Annotated in this window: 15 protein-coding genes and 1 pseudogene; 3 read left to right on the forward strand and 13 right to left on the reverse strand. The window is 34.0% G+C overall.

What is annotated here, in order from left to right; all coding sequences use genetic code 11:
* Positions 1 to 269 precede the first annotated feature (269 nt).
* From NSQ66_RS27035 to NSQ66_RS27055, 5 genes are all read right to left on the reverse strand, one after another.
* Complete coding sequence (locus tag NSQ66_RS27035) at positions 270 to 557, reverse strand: hypothetical protein (protein WP_076141917.1); 288 nt, start codon at positions 555 to 557, stop codon at positions 270 to 272.
* Positions 557 to 2,380, reverse strand: coding sequence for a ThiF family adenylyltransferase (locus tag NSQ66_RS27040; RefSeq protein WP_036681335.1), 1,824 nt, complete (start codon positions 2,378 to 2,380; stop codon positions 557 to 559). Before NSQ66_RS27040 ends, NSQ66_RS27035 begins: the two co-directional genes overlap by 1 nt.
* The gene (locus tag NSQ66_RS27045; RefSeq protein ID WP_036681332.1) at positions 2,373 to 3,497 is read right to left on the reverse strand and encodes a hypothetical protein; all 1,125 of its coding nucleotides are present in this window, start codon (positions 3,495 to 3,497) and stop codon (positions 2,373 to 2,375) included. The genes NSQ66_RS27040 and NSQ66_RS27045 overlap by 8 nt, the downstream gene beginning before the upstream one ends.
* A gap of 18 nt (positions 3,498 to 3,515) precedes the next feature.
* A complete protein-coding gene (locus NSQ66_RS27050; RefSeq protein ID WP_036681329.1) occupies positions 3,516 to 5,036 on the reverse strand; it encodes an SAVED domain-containing protein in 1,521 nt (506 codons plus the stop codon).
* A 78-nt stretch (positions 5,037 to 5,114) separates the two neighbouring features.
* Entirely contained in the window at positions 5,115 to 5,396 is a 282-nt protein-coding gene (locus NSQ66_RS27055; protein WP_036681325.1) for a hypothetical protein, read from the reverse strand.
* 832 nt (positions 5,397 to 6,228) lie between these two features.
* Between NSQ66_RS27055 and NSQ66_RS27060 the strand changes: the two genes are divergently transcribed.
* The gene (locus NSQ66_RS27060; RefSeq protein WP_051491185.1) at positions 6,229 to 6,450 is read left to right on the forward strand and encodes a hypothetical protein; all 222 of its coding nucleotides are present in this window, start codon (positions 6,229 to 6,231) and stop codon (positions 6,448 to 6,450) included.
* Between the two features lie 12 nt (positions 6,451 to 6,462).
* Positions 6,463 to 7,359 (forward strand): annotated as a pseudogene (locus tag NSQ66_RS27065) (IS4 family transposase); the annotation flags it as partial.
* Between the two features lie 348 nt (positions 7,360 to 7,707).
* Here NSQ66_RS27065 and NSQ66_RS27070 read toward each other — a convergent pair.
* The 7 genes from NSQ66_RS27070 to NSQ66_RS27100 form a co-directional block, all read right to left on the reverse strand.
* Positions 7,708 to 8,427, reverse strand: coding sequence for a hypothetical protein (locus NSQ66_RS27070; RefSeq protein ID WP_036681316.1), 720 nt, complete (start codon positions 8,425 to 8,427; stop codon positions 7,708 to 7,710).
* A gap of 645 nt (positions 8,428 to 9,072) precedes the next feature.
* The gene (locus tag NSQ66_RS27075; protein ID WP_162164268.1) at positions 9,073 to 10,224 is read right to left on the reverse strand and encodes a cysteine desulfurase family protein; all 1,152 of its coding nucleotides are present in this window, start codon (positions 10,222 to 10,224) and stop codon (positions 9,073 to 9,075) included.
* 80 nt (positions 10,225 to 10,304) lie between these two features.
* Complete coding sequence (locus NSQ66_RS27080) at positions 10,305 to 10,730, reverse strand: hypothetical protein (RefSeq protein ID WP_036681312.1); 426 nt, start codon at positions 10,728 to 10,730, stop codon at positions 10,305 to 10,307.
* 13 nt (positions 10,731 to 10,743) lie between these two features.
* Positions 10,744 to 11,187, reverse strand: coding sequence for a hypothetical protein (locus NSQ66_RS27085; protein WP_036681309.1), 444 nt, complete (start codon positions 11,185 to 11,187; stop codon positions 10,744 to 10,746).
* Between the two features lie 132 nt (positions 11,188 to 11,319).
* Positions 11,320 to 11,859, reverse strand: a complete 540-nt coding sequence (locus NSQ66_RS27090) for a hypothetical protein (protein WP_036681307.1) — start codon at positions 11,857 to 11,859, stop codon at positions 11,320 to 11,322.
* On the reverse strand, positions 11,860 to 12,441 hold the full coding sequence (locus tag NSQ66_RS27095) for a MauE/DoxX family redox-associated membrane protein (RefSeq protein ID WP_036681306.1): 582 nt from the start codon (positions 12,439 to 12,441) through the stop codon (positions 11,860 to 11,862).
* Positions 12,442 to 12,461: 20 nt separating this feature from the next.
* Positions 12,462 to 12,920: a hypothetical protein gene (locus NSQ66_RS27100; protein WP_143766150.1), complete on the reverse strand. Its 459-nt coding sequence runs from the start codon at positions 12,918 to 12,920 to the stop codon at positions 12,462 to 12,464.
* Positions 12,921 to 13,559: 639 nt separating this feature from the next.
* On the opposite strand from NSQ66_RS27100, the gene NSQ66_RS27105 reads away from it, so the two are divergent.
* On the forward strand, positions 13,560 to 15,320 hold the full coding sequence (locus tag NSQ66_RS27105) for an ABC transporter ATP-binding protein (RefSeq protein WP_141118566.1): 1,761 nt from the start codon (positions 13,560 to 13,562) through the stop codon (positions 15,318 to 15,320).
* Between the two features lie 1,051 nt (positions 15,321 to 16,371).
* Here NSQ66_RS27105 and NSQ66_RS27110 read toward each other — a convergent pair.
* Positions 16,372 to 16,794, reverse strand: coding sequence for a hypothetical protein (locus tag NSQ66_RS27110; protein WP_036681299.1), 423 nt, complete (start codon positions 16,792 to 16,794; stop codon positions 16,372 to 16,374).
* Positions 16,795 to 16,827 lie beyond the last annotated feature (33 nt).

Consider the following 16,827-nt stretch of genomic DNA (forward strand, 5'->3'; position numbering starts at 1 on the left):
CCATCGGGTGCCCTTTATTCGAGTCACGTCTCAGATACTTAACTTAAACTTCTATTCTAGATTATTTCCGGTAAGTACTCATTAAGCTCTATCGGTTTCTTATTTTTCATAAAAATACTGATAGAAACAGAATACCTTTTTCGAGGGTTTCCTCCAATGATAAGTAATATGGGTTCTGGACAGTTCATTGACTTATTATTAGAAATTGAGTTCATTTGCTTGGAATCAATTAAGCTCATTTTACTTGATGCAAAAGGATGAAAATGCCATTACCCCACATAATAGGCCTTGTCTAACTTCCATAAGGTATTAAGCCAATCTTTGAGACCTTGTACTCCTCTATAAAATCTAGTTCTTGTTTGTTTTGAATCGATAGGGGCAGGGCTGCTCTTTATAATAACTGCCCTATTCAACGCATCATCATAGTATCCGGCCAGAATACCACCTGTTTCTAATTCTCCGCTTAAGGTACATTGAGCTAACATAAATGTTAATACATCGTCACTAAATTCAATCTCAAGATTGCCTTCAATATCTCTGTATCTATGAACAAGCATTAAAACACCTCTCGTTGCTTTAGTAAAACACCTGCGGATAATCCATCTATATGTTGTTGTTCATAAACAGCAAAGATGTTGGGACCAAATGGTTTAAGCCACCATGCCTCGATTTCTTTTATTGCTAGACCTGCCATCATCCAAATGTCATCTGCGCGAGCAGGAAATAGAGGATGATAACATCCTATACCATCCCTAGGCAAGATGATGTCTTTATTCTCTTCTCGCTCCAATTCAATCCACGGCTTGAGGAAGTTGTAGAAAGACTGGCGAGGAAAGGGATGCTTATTGGACAAAAAGATAAACATTCTTTTTGCTCCAAATCCTAGTGATACTGAAACGAATCTTTTCGGAATCGTCCAGTCAAAGGAATATAAATGATCAATAACTGCATCACTTCCTGTAGTATCTATAATGATATCTTGACTCTCCAGTACCTCCACTTCATCGTCGCTTAAATTGGGAAAAGCACTATTGATGGCTACAGACCAAGTGTGTACATTATTGTAATTGATTCTATATGATAATGCCTCAGCCTTTTTCATGGATAAGTGATTAATACCTAGCGTATGTCGAGATAAATTACCAACTTTTAAAATATCTTTGTCACAAACAATTATTTTAGAAATACCTATACGAGAAAGTAGTTCCCCGATGGCTGAGCCAAGAGCACCCGCACCGATTAAAAATACACCATCATGATGTGTTTTCTCATTTATACTCCCTCGGCTAAGCACGGATTCTTTACTCCAGTTCTCTGTGCGAACATACCTTAAGCTCTTATCTGGATGTAACAGATTTATGCGATCTCGTTGAAAATAGAAGTCATTTGCTCTTCTGAATCCGGTAATCTTGTTTACCTTTTTGGCTAACTTCCCAATTTCTATACTTATCCAATGAACAATTACATTCTGCTCTCCGACTAATTGAGGAATTTGAAATCCAAGCAATAGGTAATTGTGTTGTTCCTGTTCTCTAAAGATATACATGTGCCTGTATATTTCTCGCCATAAGTCAAAATGATGTTTCTTGCAAATAGCTTCTAATTCCTTTATTGTTTTAGGATAATACCAAGGTTCCAATATAGGCTGAAATGGAAGTAGCAGCCATACCCCATTATGATGTTTAGATTCTACACCAGCATGAACAAGTTTCCCCCACTCATATTCATGTATTACATTCGACTTATTATCCAAAAACGCAGACACGAATAAGATATTTTGATATTCTGATATTTCTTTAAGGGATACCCACCCAGATCTGTTTCTCATTCCATTCCAATAACTAATATTCTTTTGCTCTTCAGCAAAAACGATTTGCAACTCAGTACTAAAGTGTACGTGTGGTAATTCGAAAAAATCTCCTGGTCTTGCTAACGAATGATTTGAGGCATTGAGTAACCAATTTTTTAATCGCTCTACATGCCACGAAATACGCTGATCTGCATCCATCTGTTCTTCAGTATCTGATAATAATTCAAGTAAACCATTATCCCAATCAGTACAAATCTTACCTAATCGCCAAGGAATTTCATTTACTTCTTTATTCTCATTCATATGCTGATAGGTTTGAGTAATACTATTGACTTTGTCCGGATATATACCAATAGATCCTCTCGGATAAAGAGGATCTATTAACATATACCAATTCGTAGTGTGGGGAATAGATTGTCCATCTACCCCTGATACATTTATACTAAACTGGAGAATCCAATTCTTAAAATCCCCATACCAATAAAGGTCTTGGAGTTGCTGATATCCTTCAACAGTTTCTAATTGGGTACACCCGATTAATATACTTTCCGGTATTGAAGGATTATCCAAACCGTCCACCCACAATATCAGAGCTAATTGGGCTTTCTCTTTTTGAAAAAACTAGAGAACTACTCTGGTTATTAGCTGTTGTAGCTTCAGATGTCGGAAATTTCGAACCAAAGAGTTTATTCCATTCTTCGGCACTTTCTTTAACAGTGGTGGCATCTGATGCTTTTCTAGCAATTTCTGCAGCTTTTTTAACCAGCTCATAAAACTCTCCGTATTCTTCTTCAGTAATTCTGCCCATTACATCATGCTCTGGTACGCCGTGATCTGACATAACCGGCTTTGTTGAATAGTTATTCACTATAGCCTCCAAAACCTCGGTTACACCTTGACCAACACTTTGTATTCCATCTGGGCAACATAAACCAATGAGATGCTCCAGCGGATATCCTTTTGGATGTTTTGGCACATTGTTTATTCTTCTCCACCACTTTAGAGCCTTAACTACGTTGACGTAATGCCGGTTACATGATTTATTTTTTTCTTGTGTCCATTTAATTTGTGCCAGGGGATCTGTTTGTTTCCATTCCTCAGCGTCCCTATCTGGAATCCAAAGAGGAACTGTTTTCCACTCTGGTTCATTAGCATTCGAATAAGTCTTAAAAATAGAGCTTGTTTCTATTGTTTCATTCAGAACTTCCCATGACCCCTTCAATGACCACGTTTCAATATCTTCCAGTGCACGCATATCAGTAACGCTAGCTGACTCCAAAATACCTTCTTCGCTCTCTGAGGGTGCGGCTGTTATGACAACATCTAAATCTACATAACTTAAGGAAATTCCTATAGAACGACCTTGAATTTGATATTTTCCTGCGTAATGTTTTTCCATAAATGGTTTTAATACATTGATAGCATCTTCTGGATTACTGTATTCCTCCATACTCAATTTAGTCACCAAAATTACATCTACATCTGAACGGCTATCTCCCTTTGGACGAACAGCAGTAGATCTCCGATAACTTCCTTGCAGGAATGTACTTACAATAATTTTAGACATATCTTCATCTTCTTTTAATCTTTTTCTTAACGTAGTATGTCCTTTGATTAAATCATTGACTTGATTTTCAGTTAAACGAATTTCTTTAAGAAATCTAGCAAAGTAAGTAGGAATATTCACAATAACACCTCCGAGTGTTTAAACAGGTAGTATAAGTGAAGGGGAATATGATCCATCCCCAGTAAAATTATGTTCGTATAAAATGATCTCCGGGATATTTGCAGCTTGTTGAGCAAGAAAGAAAACAAAACCACCAGGAGCAGCAATGAAAAAATGAACCTTACCTTTTCTCTGTTTCGGATTACGTCTATCTAAAGTCCGAATGACCTGTTCTGCTAATAACCAGGCATGTGTACCATCTTGAATTGCCTTAATCCCCTCTAAAGGTAAATAAAAATGATACGACGATTTTAGAGTTAATTTATTCTCCTCATTGTACCACTCAACATGAGATTTAACATTCCGAGTTATACTGATAGCAACAACTGTATCACCTTCAATAGGAGAGTTATCTGTATACTCCTCATTGAACATTGGATAAACTGATGTTATTTCATGAGGTATATCCGGGATCCATGCAATCAAACCATCTCCACGCTGAACAGGAAATGCCTTGACACCTGATTTTGGATTAAGAATTAAACCAGCAGCAAATGTTATAGAAAGATGTGTATTGAATTGAATGAGGTATGCATTACCCGGAGAAAAGATTTGTTTTGAGAACTCTACTAATCTAGCGTAAATATCTCCATTCCAACTTTTATCTGATTTAAGTAATCGTCCATCAAAATTTTCACTAAGACATAATAGATGGTTTGTTTCTTCCTCCAGAGTTTCCGTATACGGAAGAAAACTGCGAATTCCTACAGGGACATCATCTTTGTATAATAGCGGTTGGCCTGTATACAATCGCTCTGTGCGACAGAGCTTAAGAAGGGAATCTTTATTAAAGCGTTTACTTCCCTTACTTGCACAGTTTACTATCAAATCATTATAAGGATTTACAAGAACCTTAAAATCAAGAGGTTTGAGTCCTGCTAGCATTAATTTAGTATTGAGTTGTTCCTTGATTAACGAGGAAATGCCTGGTTTGCTATGTTGAATACGAATAGTACTTAAAACGGTACTTAGTTCCGCCTCATTATCTAACTTCAAATGTTGCATCATAGATTTTCGAGCTAAGGCCATTTTACTCTTTTGTTTTCCGTCAAATATCGCATTCAAGTGTAGTTTATTATCATGATTGTCCAATAAAACTTCTAGTAGGTCGCCTTTTTTTATATTCCATGGTGTAATTAAATGAAATCGTGCTGTAGTATAACCTTGTTTCAGAGCATCGTGTACACGATTTAAGAAGGAGTGTGTAGAGGCATTAATAAATGAAGGATCAATGAGGTCCAATAGTTCTATCTGTTGCGAATTCTTAACATGATATTTCACCTGATAAAAGTCCAAAGTAATTTCATCATCGATGCTGTAATCCCCTCTTATAGGTTCAATATATTCAACTACAACATCGTCGAGAGATTTAATACGATCATCCTCGTATGATACTTCCTTAATATTGGTATCATTATGGAGCAACTCAGAAGCAAACAACCAAAAATACAGATTCTGATATGTCAAACCAGCATTAATTGCATCAATTGCTTTTCCCATATATCACAGTCCTAAAAGTAAATTGAAGAACTTATGTTCCCTTAATAATTATCTCACAACAACCTTATATATTCAAGCCTACTCTGCTGGTTTTCTAACCTTCTGAATTACTCCTCTTAGATGACCAATGAATATTTGATTAGGATCTGCTGGATCATATTTTCGGTGGACTGCTTCGTTTAGCTCATGTACGATCATCGCAAAATCCCTCGCATTAGGATTAAAGCCGCAAGTTCGTTTAATAGATCGATAAAATCGTATTAATAATTCTTTTGTTTTATCGAGTTCATAGCCTAAACATTGCAAATGTTCTAATACATCTCGAATATATGGTCGATCTAGCATATGAGTGTTAAGCAATTATTCCCCTCCTTAAAGCTAGTTGTTATAGATTACAGCAAATTCTGTAGGATCTAAAACAAAGTTTTCTCTATAATTTCATTTCAAAGTAAACAATTATGAATCCCAGTTATTACATCCTAACTCAGCATATTAACATTCTGCTTTGTATAATATGATCTGCTGCTGATAAGTTTCAGTACCCCCATGGTGTTTTCATAAATATTATTTAGTTGAAAATTTATATTTTAGGCAAAAAGGTATGACTATTTATAATATATTATCTCCTACTCTATAATTAATACACGATTAATACTAATTAAATTTTGCATCTTCTTTTACATATAAAAACACAACACCATTTGATGTTTTATTCTTCTTAGAATACGGTTCGTTAAATCTTACAATTCAGACTTCTTTAATGTCTCTTGAACTCATAATCTGTCTAAAAAATCTTTGAATTTTCTCCTCAGTAGTTGCGGTTCTTCAGCTGCGACAAAGCGCCCACACATATAACTATTTCCTACTGACATTGTACGAAAATAGCTTTTCAAAATACTCCTGTGGAGGTCATCCATGCGCTTGAGTAATCGTCAAAGAACCACCGTGAGGAACAGTGAAATTTTCGAAATACCCTGGAAATTTCATATGTTTGACGTCAAAATAAAAACGGTTCGACGAATTCATCGTTTGTGTGTGCCAACAAATCAACATGGTAGACTACGTGAAGTTTACGGTGAAAAAAAGATATAAATGATACAAGTGTGTTGATTTACCAAAAAAAGGGACAAGAAGGGCCGCCATTTCGGGTAATGGTAAGTACCACCAAACCAAACCGAAATGAGGCGACCTCATGAATAAATATACCCAATTTTTTGCTGTTTTCAAACAAGTGTTAACAAAAGAAGAAATTCAAACTGTGATCGGTCAAACCAAAGACTACGTAGAGACAGGAACCAAAATGACTGTCGGTTTGTTGTTCGATTACTTTGTTCAAGCCAGCTGTCACGGATGGAAAAGCTTCCGTCAAAGTGCCAACATGGGCCCAAGCTTCGACTTGCCTAAGGTTAATTAATCCACACTTTCCGACAAAGCCGGTGAGGCCCCTTATGATATCTTCAAACGTATGTTTAAAATGCTCGTCAAGAAATGTAATCGTCAAACGCGGCGCCATCTGAACTTTCCCAAAGATCTTCTATTAATTGACTCCACTACGGTCACGGCGGCAAACTCTCGAATACCTTGGGCTCCGTATAAAAAATTCAGAGGGGGCATTAAGCTGCATGTCGCCCTGTCTCATGACCAGTGTACACCTTTAAACGTGGAGGAATCGATCGCAAAGCGCAATGACGCTCCGTTTGGAGAACTTTTGGCAGATCCTAACTACATTTTGGTGCAGGATCGGGCATATGGAAAAATAGGCGGATTGGATCAATATTTACTCGTTGGCCAGTCGTTTGTGATTCGGCTCAAAGACAATCTCCATTTGGTGAAGCCGAGAAAACTCAATCGACCGGCAGAAGGAGATACGAAAATTGTACGCGATATCACTTGTTATATCGGTCAGGGGAAATGCCAATCGGCCAATCGGCACCGGGTTGTTGAATTTAAAAATAATAAGGGTGAAGTCGTGCGGGTTGTGACCGATTTGAGAAAAGAGTCCCCCCACGTTATCGCTGAGATTTACAAGGTACGCTGGCAAATTGAAGTCTTTTTCCGGTGGATTAAACAGCATTTGAACGTGCCTTGTCTATTTGGAACGACAGAAAATGCGGTATATTGTCAGTTATTTGTGGCCCTTGCCGTCTATGTGCTCCTGAAATACGTTTTTGATCAAATTCATCCCAAAGTGCCTACCTTTGCTCAACTGACCTTTTGGGAATTTATGCAGTATTTGCGGATGTTTAATCTTCCGACGGAGTGGCAGGTTCAGTTTAGCCTGCTCAGGAGTAAAGGGGTTTTCGGTATTTTTGCCACCCCATAATGTGGTAAATCAACACGCCTGTAAATGATACAACATTCATTACAAAGTGAACCCCCTCTAATTAAGAGGCAATATAGTCGGGATACATTCTATTAAACTGCCTATTTAATAAACATAATCAGCCGATCACGTTGAGTGATCGGCTGTCTTCTTGTTTTATAGAACTAACGTTTCGCGTTAGCTCAATCGTCAAAATTCTCTACGTGCCAGAAATCTACTTCACTAAATAGTCCCCATACTGAATAATAGCAAGATTATTCCCCATTCATCAGTCCATGAATAAATATGTAAAGAAAAATAGAACTCACTATTAATGTCCAAAATACGATTTAAAGATAGAGAATACGGCTACCGTTCAATCACCAGAAAAGGAAGCTCTCCCCTTTTATCTAGCAATTGATTAAACTTTTGATTCGAGAGATCTCGCCACTTCTTATTTTCACTTTCAATTATTTTTTTAACTTCGGACCAAGGAGTCGAAGGGGCGAGTTTACGATTCACATAACGGTCAATGTCCAATGTATGTAAGTTATTAAAATTACGATAGCGATTGTTATGCCAAATATGTTCTTTTTGCAGATCAAAAATTGTAGCCAGCTCAATATTTTTGGAATTTACTGTATTCTCATGGTGAAGAGTAAATAGAATGTATCTGCAAGTAGTAAAAGTCAATTTAGTATTATCTCCAAAGGGACTATTATTCGTAACGGCCTGATCCTTTATTTCTGCAAAATATTGAGACGAGACCGAGGTCTCTGTTATTTGTAAATTGATTTTATCGTTAATAAGTATTCCTTCTTCTCGTAGCTTGTCGCTTTCTAATAGATGAAAATGACAATTCGCATGAGAAGCTACATCGAAAGCATTCACATTTGATGTGTGTATTAAATCAATAAGAACATTGCCTTTTACGTTCCCTCCTGTTATTGTTCGTAAGACGAACACGCTATTGTTCAGTAACCCTCTTCCGTGGTCATTATTAATGTCAAAAGTAACAAAGTCATACCGATAATCAGGTTTTAGCTTTAAAGGTTCTCCGTAGTCTAACGAAATTGTTAAATCATACATTCTTCATACCTCCTTAATTTAAGTTACTTTAATTCGTATTGGATCAACGCGTTAAATCTCCTCCAATTTCCAAGTGATTTTAATCTTAACCCGTCCGTTAGCGTAATATGTTGTGATCAGTTTAGTACTATAATTTCTCAGGCTTCAGGCTGTATCTACATTATTCGAGTCTATTGAATATTACGTAGCTAAAAGAGTCATCATACTGGTTAGTAAGATCCATGGTATGAATCTCTTGTAAGAAAGATTTTCATAGACAATCTAAAGATCAGTGTAAATCATTCTGATGATGCCATACAATGACCCAATATCGTGAAATCCTACGGGCTCTATAGTCAAGGAATCAGTCAACGTTATATCGCTGCCAGATGCGCCTGCTCGCCCTCAGGCAAAGAAGGGTCGCCTACAAGATTAAGCCATCGTCTTTGTGGCGGCTTAATCTAATAGGCGACCCTCGAAAAGAACATGAATCAATTCCTGGAGGTTAATGATGCCAAGGTACGATGACAGTATGAAACATTATTGAAAAATCCTTCGTTCAGAAGTCGGTTATGATGACTACTTTTCAACACAAGGAAAGCACTTTGTCTCTATTCATTTTTCTACCGTCCAAATTTGTATAACATCAGCTGCCATGAATATGAATTAAATAATGTACTTCTTTCCTGATTTAATTTGGCTTACTACATCGTTTAGTATAGTTATAAAGTATTCTACTTCCTCAAAACTAGTTCTTTCACTAAGACTGATTCGTATACTGCTAGAAGAAATCTTTTCGTTATTTGTCATCTCCATTAATACTCTACTTACCTTTTTTGATTTTGAAGAACATGCTGACTGGGAAGAAACAATTAAACCCCGAACAGAAAATAAATGTATCAATACCGCTGATGTTACACCCGAAAAAGAAATATTTAATATATGTGGAGATGAAAGTGGTGTTTTGGGACTATTAATGATTATATCCGGAAAATCTTGAAGCTTCTCCAGCATATACTTGTATAACATGTAAATATGTTTTATGTTCAATTCTAGATTTTCATAGGAAATTTTTATAGCCTCAGATATACATAATACCCCTGTAACATTAGTAGTACCCGACCTTAGTCCATACTCTTGATTCCCTCCAAAGATTAATGGTTTAATACACACCAAATCTTTCTTTATTAAAATTCCAATTCCTTTAGGAGCACCAATTTTATGTCCTGAGAGTGTATACATATCAATATCATCTAAACTCAACGGTATTTTTCCGAAGCCTTGTACTCCATCTACATGAAAGATAATATTTGAATCATAGGATTTAATAAGAGCACCTATTTCCATTACAGGTTGTATTGAACCTGTTTCATTGTTAACATGCATAATACTGATTAGAGCTGTATTTACATTAATATGCTTTATAACTAAAGAAGTATCTACAATCCCATTCCTGTCAACAGGAATAAAGGTGACTTCAATTCCTGCATCCTGTAATTCTTTGCAACAATTAAAAACTGAGGAATGTTCAATGCTTGTTGTGATTATATGAATAGGTTTTTTTTTATTATCCATTAGCCATTTTATAGCTCCTAAAATTGCTATGTTATTGCTCTCAGTAGCTCCTGAAGTAAATATAACTTCAGAGGGTTTAACATTTAATATAGAGGAAATTGTCTCTCTAGATTCTTCTACTAAATTACTTACTTCATATCCCATAGAATGTGAAGACGACGGATTAGAATAATATTCTTGCGATGTTTTAAGCAAAAGATCATATACCTGTGGGTATAATGGGCTAGAGGAACAATAGTCCAAATATATATTATTAATTTTTAAACGCCTCCATATTTATTAATAAGTAAAGGTTGTCACAATCGGTAGATACCTTTATATCCTTAGAAAGTTTTACCTGTGTTATGTAGAATAAACTTTTCTATTAGAGCATCAATGTTGATTATATTTCCTGATTCAATGAAATTTTTATTTTCACCAAGTATAATGTATGAAGGATGTGTTTTAATTTGAAAATCTTTATACATTTGTTCTTCAGTAATAGAAATAATCGAAATTTGATCTAAGAAGGCCTCTCCAATTTCTCTATTCTCCTTTTTGTCTCCATCGGAAAAAATAATTAATGGTAAATCTGATATGCTTTTCAACTTATTTAAGTTAGTCAATAATTCAATGCATCTAACACAGTAAATAGATATAAATATTAATAATGAAGTCTTTCTGAAAGTTGGATTATTTAAATCTATAACATTACTATTTTGATCTTTATAGACCTTCCTCGGTTTGATTTGTGCTATATTTTTATTCATTTGGCAACCTCCACTATAACCGACTGAAATTGATATTTTTAATTTCTTCATGGCGATTTATAGTTCCTTTAGAAAGAATTATTCCTGCGTTTGATAAATAAAAAAAATATGGTAGCAGTTTGACATTATATTTTCTCGTATCTTTTATAAGATAATAATTACTAATCGATGCAAATATATTCTCATCTAGACTTCTAAGTTCATTCTTTCCTCCCTTTATAAATAAAATAAGATCTTTATCTCCTAGATCATCTTTAATTTCCTTTATCATAGAAAGAATATCCAGACATAACAAGCATGAAGTTGATAAGAACAAAACAAGAATCCCATTATTATTTAATTCTTGTTTATTATTTTTTATCGGGAAGATACTTCCCACTCTAAAGTCTTGTCCATTTTTCTTACGATTTAATTTATCTTTAGTCTTTTTGTAAAATTCAGCTATGGTAAGTGACATTATAAAATTACCACCTCAATTTTTTGAACTAATTTACTATATAAAGAAGGTATTATCCCGAATTAATTACTTATCCTGATATAGAACAGTACAAATGGTGCTTGTGGTAAATGGCAATATAGAAAATGAAAATCATGAGACAGACAATGTAGGTATTAAGTAATTTTTCAGTACAATATTCAATCCATGTGAATGTTGAACATCCAAATAATTAATTAGATGATTTCGGTTATCTAATAATAATATTGTAGGAGTTACATGGACTAAATAATTATCAAATATAACTTTAGATTTAATATAATGGACATCATCTGTTATTTTAATTTCTAACTCATCCTTTCCTACAACAATTATTCGCAATGTTTTAAAATTGGAAGATATAAGAGAGATATTCGATAAAACCTCATGACAATAAACACATTGGCTAGAGGAAAAAATAATAAGAGTATTATTATTCATTGAGTTTTCAGCTAAAGAAATAAGCCGCCCTACTTGATCCTCTTCTCTAAAAAGAGGCACCTTTTCACCTATTTTTAACTTATCAGGTATTAGTTCACTCTGATTGTTGATTCTTAGCTTTTTCAGGAAAGTAGATACGAATTTTGATAAATAGAAAATAAGAACAGCCTCAATAATCACAGTAATCCATAGAAGAACAATTGCTGTTTCCACTTATATTCCTCCCCTAAAAAGACGAATAGTTTTATACATATTTAATAAATTAGATGTTGTCTGATAAATAAATGTAGAAATTAAAGAGAAACAAAAAAAATATATATAGTTAAAATTATATATTTGATCTATTGGATGTTGATTTGTTAAAAATAGGTCTATATTCCCAAGTAAGTTTTCACGGATTAACAAAACAAAACAGATACCAATAAAAAAACAATTTCTAATTATAACTAACCAGGATGCTTCTTTATCACCTAGTATTCCACCACAGCCGCAAGATACCTTCTCCTGTTCTTTTGATAAGCTTATTACGGCTGCTATGGCATAAATAAAAAAGAGAGAGATTGCCACTAGAAGAAATTGATTAATAAGAATCCCAAAAATAAAGGACACTCCAATAAAAATCTCTAAAATAACATCAAATATAGCGATGAAATTAACCAGGTTTTTAGGAAAAAAACCGTATCCTTCAATTTTGTACTTATGTAAGTTTAAGTTTTTATTTTTCCCGTAACCAGAAGTTAAGAAAATTAACCCAAGAAAAATTCTAAGTGAAAACATTAGACCTTCATAGTACACTAGGACCCCTCCAATTATCCTTAAGATGATAATGCTTTATAAACGTTATAAGCTTCCCTTGAAGTCATGAATAGACGCTCTATATACAATTGTGAGTTCACTAGAGCTATCGATGGAAATGACAAAGTTATATCTGCTGGTAGATTATCTTTAGGAGAGGCTTCAACAATTTCAAAAAATTTACTATAGGTTCTAATAAAGTTATGCACAGATTTCTGCTCTCCAAAGACTAGAACCTTGACTGGAACTGCTCCAAATTTCTTATTCAAATCTATTAAATCTTCAAGTTCAGGAAAACAACTAGAACAATTTGCATCAGCAAAAAAAACCATAAAATAACCTTCTAAAAAAATATCATAGTTACTGTAAAGTGTATTAATCTTTTTTCCAACTATAGGGGGATTTGATTTTATTAAACTATTTGTTGTAAGGTACAATAATTCTTTTTTTAGCGATTTAAAAGAAATAATTATTACCACTAAAAAGATTATAAAAATTGAAACAGGTCCATAAAGCACAGTATTATTGATCTCGCTCCCTCCCCGATAAATCTATTTAATTATTTTATATGATAGAATTTTATGTTCGATATGTCAATCATTTACTTTAATTGAAAAAAAGTATATAGTAGAGGCACACCTTTTGTAATAACAAAAAGAAACAAAAATTTGATGACAAGGTGGTTTTTTAATGGAAAATTTATTTGGTAAACTTCTTGGATTTGACGGTTCGGCTTCACCTATGGGCGTTGTTTGTACTAACAAAAAGGTTCAACAATCTTGCCAGCCATACAACTGCCCTCCAGCATCTTCAACAGGAAACATTTTTTATGTATGGGTAGATGCTTACGACGGATCCTACTGTAATTCAACAATGACTCAAACATGTTGTTATTACTAAGACCAATTGTAATTTTTTAACATCAGATGTTCAACACTACAAAGTCCTCTTAGTTTTCTAATTAGTATACTTGAAGAAAAACGAGCCTTAGAAGTAATTCTAGAGGCTCGTTTTTCTACTCATATTTTACCCATTAATAGCATGCAACACAGAAAAACATTTAAAGAAGGTGACAAAAAGTGCGATCTTCAAATATATATAAAGTTCTGACAATCTTAATGAATGGAAGTAAAACTTGGCTATTTTTCAGTGTATTTTTTGCTCTTATTTCTGGTGTTGAACCCATTATTTCTTTGATACTCTCAAAAAAACTTTTAGATACTATCATTAATTTAATAGATACCAAGGAATTTCATTATCAAACAGTATTAATAATAATAACCCTTCAATTTCTCATAATTATTTTTCTATCATTTCTGACAAAAACACAGAACTTTTTAACAAAAAAAACCGAAAATAGTCTCGGACTAAACATAAAGAGCAATATCTTTTCTAAAGTTTCAAACTCCCCTCTCTCACTTATAGAGAATCACACTTATCAAAATAATCTTTCTAGAATTCAAAGTTCATCTGGCGAAAGGTTTTTGGCTCCTTTAACAGAAATATTTAGTTTAATTAAAAACCTAATTACAACAATATCAATTGGAGCATATTTGCTCTCTCTCCATTGGATCTTCTTATTAATCATATTAATAAATACTACTGCTGCGCTTATCGTTAATATTAAATTTGGTTATAAAAGATTCGAATTATTCAGATTTCACTCTATAACACAAAGAGATATTGGATATACATCAAGACTGATACTAGAACCTCAGTTCGCAAAAGAAATTAAAATGTTGAATTTACATAAATACTTAATTGATCGTTGGAGTCGAAAATACGAAGAAAATAGTAAAGATTCACTCAAGTTATTTTCTAATTTTCAAATCGCTACTTTTATGGCGGATATTTTAAAAGGAATATGTTATGCCATTAATTTAATCTTAGCAATAAATATTACACTGAAAAAAAATTACAAAATAAGTGATTTTGTCGTTATTACACAAGCAATTGTTCAAATGCAGAATTCAGTAAACTCTATAACTACTAATATTTCAAATATTTTTGAAAATGGACTATATTTAAAAGAATATTTCTCATTTATTGAGGAAAAGCATATTTTAGCTGATGACACCTCATTAATGAAATTCCCTAATTCAATCAAAAAAGGAATTACTGTTAATCATCTTACTTTTAATTACAATCAAAACTCACAACCAGTTCTGAATGATATAACTTTGAATGTTAATGTTGGTGAAAAAATAGCTATTGTTGGTGAGAATGGCTCTGGCAAATCCACACTCGTAAAATGTTTATTGGGGATTTACCCCATCTCACAAGGAGAAATTTTAATAGATGATGTTCCAATCAACAACTTTTCACAAGACGAACTCAATAATAATATTTCTATATTATTTCAAGATTTCATTAAATATCCCTACACCGTTTCTGAAAACATAGGTTTTGGTCAAATTTCCCAGATTAAAAATTCCGAGTTAATCAAAGAAGTCGCTAAAAGAACCGGTGCAGATTTATTTATCGATAATCTCAAGATGAAATATGATACATATTTAACTCAAATATTATATGAAGGTGAAGATCTATCCGGAGGGGAATGGCAGAAATTAGCTTTATCTCGTTCAATTATGCGAAATTCTCAGATATTAATTTTGGATGAACCAACATCAGCGATGGATCCTAGGTCTGAAAGTGATTTTTATAAAAATTTCCGGGAAATATGTAATGATAAAACAACGATTTTCATATCCCACAAGTTAATATCCTTAGATTTTGCTGATAGAATAATTGTTATGAAGTCTGGAAACATTATTGAGAGCGGTTCTCTAAGTGAACTGTTGGAAAAAAACGGTGAATTTAAAAAGTTGTATTCTTTACAAGCAAGTCAGATTACACAAAACTATTTTTCTTTAGTTTGATAAAGTGGTGAATTTTTCAAATTGCAAAACAAGATATTATGTGTCAAAGTTTTATCCGAGGTTTATATTTTAGGTTTGCTAGGGTTTGTCAATAATTTTGTGTAAACTTTTTGAAACTATATAAATTGTGTAAATAAGATTGAGGATCTCATATGGATATGGACAGCTCCATTAAATTTGAGGCATCGTTCCAAAAGCGTCAAAATAGCCCGTATCTTGATGTCAAGGTGTAGGCTATTTGACGCTTACAAAAATGTTACCTACCGATTTCTTAAATTATAGCAGGTTTGCTAGGTACCGTTTTTTGATCTCGCTCAACAGTGACACCGTTCAACGAATTGAAACACTCTGTAACACGATTTTCAGTGTTTATTGTAGACGATTACATGTTTTAATAAAAAACTAGTAACTCCTTAGAACTTCTCACTCGGATTTGGATCAAGGATCATTTCACCAGTGCGTTTTCTAAGAAATTTCGCATGCTTACTTTAGGCTGGTTGGACGGTCATACACTCCTCCCCTTGAACTTCGTCTTGCTAGGTTTCATTAAGACTGAACTCCACGGGAGCTCCCAGGAAATTGACAAGCGATCTTCTGTATCAAACGGCGGAAAGAAGCTCTGCGTGCTGCCCAGATCTAGCTTCTGAATCGTGAGATATCACCACAGGTGTTTCAACGACTTACGTACTCTTTGATAGTCTTTTTCAAATGAGCCAACCCTTGCTGCGCCTTCAAAAAGAGTTCCAAGGTCGCCCTACGATCTGCTTATTAGCCAAAACACAATTGCCTTTTCTCGTTACATGTTTTTGGCCTGACTGCATTGGCAAAGCACCCATAAACGTACGCTCGAAGGAATGTTTTATTTACTTTGCCATGTAGCCTGTACCCTGGTGTGATCATTGAATTTATAGAAAATAGTGGAATTAATGAAAGAAATCACCTACCAAGTAGGTAAAAAACTATCTGCTAAAAGTCAAATTTAGCTTTGGATGAATACTTTACCCGGCAAAAACAGTGGTGCTGCCAATTTAAATTTGCAGCACCATGTTATTTATTTCAGATCTATATTCATGCACTCTAGATGCTTACGTTTATTTTGGTCTAACCAAGAAATTAATACTTCGAATTCTTTTGCATTTTTATCGATGAAAAATCGAGTAAACTCAATTGTCTCATTAGATTTAACCGGAAAACTAGTTGGGTCAATTAATATTATCTTTTCTTTACTTTCTTTTTCCACAGAACGATAAAATTCAAATGTGGCGTCAAGCTTCTCTTTACTCAGGTTAGTTGCTGTTAATTTATAGCTTTTGTATTTACTGGGTTCGGGTGATGGCAACATACTTGTATTAACTTTAACAGCCCATTTTCCTGAGGTAATTGTTTTAGGTAAATTTGAATGTGCTGAAACACTAAGGCTCAGAATATTGTAAACCAAACAAAAAACAACCAATATTACTAATTTTTTTCTCACTGTACACTCACTCCTTTTTTTATAAATTATAAT

It is taken from the genome of Paenibacillus sp. FSL H3-0329 (assembly GCF_037963285.1).
Lineage (GTDB): Bacteria > Bacillota > Bacilli > Paenibacillales > Paenibacillaceae > Paenibacillus_AQ > Paenibacillus_AQ odorifer.

What these genes read in the sequence shown, in the direction of transcription:
- NSQ66_RS27070 (WP_036681316.1), bottom strand. Translation starts at nt 8,427, where the DNA reads ATGTATGATTTAACAATTTCGTTAGACTACGGAGAACCTTTAAAGCTA.
- NSQ66_RS27105 (WP_141118566.1), top strand. Translation starts at nt 13,560, where the DNA reads ATGAATGGAAGTAAAACTTGGCTATTTTTCAGTGTATTTTTTGCTCTT.
- NSQ66_RS27080 (WP_036681312.1), bottom strand. Translation starts at nt 10,730, where the DNA reads ATGAATAAAAATATAGCACAAATCAAACCGAGGAAGGTCTATAAAGAT.
- NSQ66_RS27050 (WP_036681329.1), bottom strand. Translation starts at nt 5,036, where the DNA reads ATGGGAAAAGCAATTGATGCAATTAATGCTGGTTTGACATATCAGAAT.
- NSQ66_RS27060 (WP_051491185.1), top strand. Translation starts at nt 6,229, where the DNA reads ATGAATAAATATACCCAATTTTTTGCTGTTTTCAAACAAGTGTTAACA.
- NSQ66_RS27035 (WP_076141917.1), bottom strand. Translation starts at nt 557, where the DNA reads ATGCTTGTTCATAGATACAGAGATATTGAAGGCAATCTTGAGATTGAA.
- NSQ66_RS27085 (WP_036681309.1), bottom strand. Translation starts at nt 11,187, where the DNA reads ATGTCACTTACCATAGCTGAATTTTACAAAAAGACTAAAGATAAATTA.